Annotated in this window: 3 protein-coding genes; all 3 read right to left on the reverse strand. The window is 68.1% G+C overall.

The features are described from left to right. Positions 1 to 449, reverse strand: a 449-nt coding sequence (locus B5Y19_RS25490) for an ABC transporter permease (protein WP_411914177.1), incomplete at its 3' end; no start/stop codon positions are given. 4 nt (positions 450 to 453) lie between these two features. Then, positions 454 to 1,344, reverse strand: a complete 891-nt coding sequence (locus B5Y19_RS25495) for an ABC transporter permease (RefSeq protein WP_079592385.1) — start codon at positions 1,342 to 1,344, stop codon at positions 454 to 456. Beyond that, positions 1,341 to 2,369 carry an ABC transporter ATP-binding protein gene (locus B5Y19_RS25500; protein WP_079592387.1) on the reverse strand — a complete coding sequence of 343 codons (1,029 nt, stop codon included), beginning with the start codon at positions 2,367 to 2,369 and terminating at the stop codon, positions 1,341 to 1,343. Before B5Y19_RS25500 ends, B5Y19_RS25495 begins: the two co-directional genes overlap by 4 nt. Between the last annotated feature and the right edge of the window lies 1 nt (position 2,370).

Raw genomic sequence — 2,370 nt, forward strand, 5'->3', positions numbered from 1 at the left:
ACGGTCGGCACCAGGTTCGCCAGCACCACGCCCGACATCGAGCCGGCGAAGCCGGTCTGGTAGAGCACGGTCGCGAGCGGAATGCCGAAGGTGATCGGCGGCACCAGGAGCGGCAGCAGGAAGAGCAGCATCACGAGCTTCTTGCCCGGGAAATCCCGCCGCGCCAGCGCATAGGCCGCCGGCACGCCGATGAGCCCGGAGAGCGCCACCACCAGGAAGACGATCTGGAAGGTGACGAGCAGCACGTCGTGGAGCTGGAACTCCGACCAGGCGGCGGAATACCAGCGCGTCGTCCAGCCGGCCGGCAGCCAGGTGCCGAGCCAGCGCGTCGAGAAGGACGAGGTCACCACCGTCGCGATCATCGCGAACAGGTTGAGGATGAAGAAGCCGATCAGCGTCCAGTTGGCGGCCGCCCAGAGCTTCGTCGAGAGACGGGTATCCTTGACCATCGGCTCAGCCCTTTCCGCCGCCGGCAGGGCCGCGATAGAGCAGGCCGCGGGCCGCGAGCACCACGACGACGATGGCAAGCTGAACCATGCCCATGATCATCGCGACGGCCGAAGCCATGGAGTAGTCGTATTCCTCGAAGGCCGCCTGATAGGCCGCGATCGATATGACGCGGGTCGGCCCCGAGGGCGCGCCGAGCAGAACCGCCGAGGGAAAGACCGAGAAGGCCTGCACGAAGCTGAGGCAGAAGGTGATGGCCAGGCCCGGCAGCAGCAGCGGGAACAGGATGTGCTTGAAGCGCTCCCACGGCCCGGCGCCCAGCGTCGCGCCCGCATTCTCCAGCGCCGGGTCGATGCCGGAGAGATAGGACAGCGTCAGCAGGAAGGTGAAGGGGAAGCCGGTGATGACCAGCGAGAGCATCACGCCCCAGTAATTGTGCAGCAGCTTCACCGGCGTCGAGATGATGCCCGCCGTCATCAGCACGCGATTGAACCAGCCCTGCGGGCCGAGATAGTTCAGCAGGCCCTGGGCGACGAGAACGGTGCCGAGCGTGATCGGGATCACCAGGATCGTGGTCAGCAGGCGCTGGTTCCGCATCAGCCGGACGCGGAAGGCGATCGGGATCGCCAGCAGCAGCGTGGCGACCGTCACGGGCAGGGCGAGCCAGAGCGTCGTCGCGATCGTTCCATAGAGGAAACGGTCGGAGAAGAAGCGCTGGTAGTTGGCGAACATGCCGCCCTGCTTCGGCTCGAAGGAGAGGACGAGCCCGTAAAGGAACGGATAGATGAACAGCGCCAGCAGGAACAGGATCGCCGGCACGACCAGCAGGGTCAGCCCGTCGAAGCCGCGCGCCGCCAGCCGCTGCTTCAGCGGGATGGAGGTAGCTTCCGCGCTCACGCCGCGCCTCCATAGACGAGGACGCGGTCGGGATCGGCGGCGAGCGTGACCGTCTCGCCCGGCGACAGCTTGTCATGGGCGAGGAAGGACAGGTCGGTGCCATCCGCCATGCGGGCGAAGCCGACGAACTCGCGGCCGCGGAACTCGGTCGAGACGACCTGCGCCTCGAGACCGGGCTGGCCGGCGGCGACCGGATGCAGGTCCTCCGGCCGGATCGCCAGATAGCCACCCGCGCCGGCGGAGACGGCCGCGCGCGCGCGGCCGCTGATCTGGGCCGTGCCGACAGCGACCGCCGCCCTGCCCTCAGCCGTGGAGACGACCTTGCCCCTCACCTTGTTGCGGAAGCCCATGAACTCGGCGACGTCGAGATGATCGGGCCGCAGGAACAGGTCTTCCGGCGTGCCGACCTGGCGGACCTGGCCGTCACGCAGCACGACGATGCGGTCGGCGAGCGAAAGCGCCTCCTCCTGGTCGTGGGTGACGTAGATCGTGGTGGCGCCGAGCGTGTTGTGGATGCGGCGGATCTCGGCGCGCATCTCGAGGCGCAGCTTGGCGTCGAGGTTCGAGAGCGGCTCGTCCATCAGCACGAGCGGCGGCTCGACGACGATGGCCCGGGCGATCGCGACGCGCTGCTGCTGGCCGCCCGAAAGCTGGCCGGGCAGCTTCTCGGTCTGGCCCTGCAGGCGCACCAGCGCCGCGGCCTCGGCCACGCGCTTGTCGATCTCGGCCTTGGGCACGCCGCGCATCTTCAGGCCGAAGCCGATGTTCTTGTTCACCGTCATGTGCGGGAACAGCGCGTAGTTCTGGAAGACCATGCCGAAGCCGCGCTCTTCCGGCCTCAAAGGGTCGATGCGCTTGTCGTCGAGCCAGATGCCGCCGCCGGTCGCCGGCAGCAGGCCGGCGATCAGGTTGAGCGTCGTCGACTTGCCGCAGCCCGAAGGCCCGAGCAGCGCGATGAACTCGCCCTTGCCGATCGTCAGCGAGACGTCCTTGAGCGCGTTGTGGGTGCCGAAGTCACGGCTCAGG

Source organism: Allobosea thiooxidans (genome assembly GCF_900168195.1).
Classification (GTDB): Bacteria; Pseudomonadota; Alphaproteobacteria; order Rhizobiales; family Beijerinckiaceae; genus Allobosea; species Allobosea thiooxidans.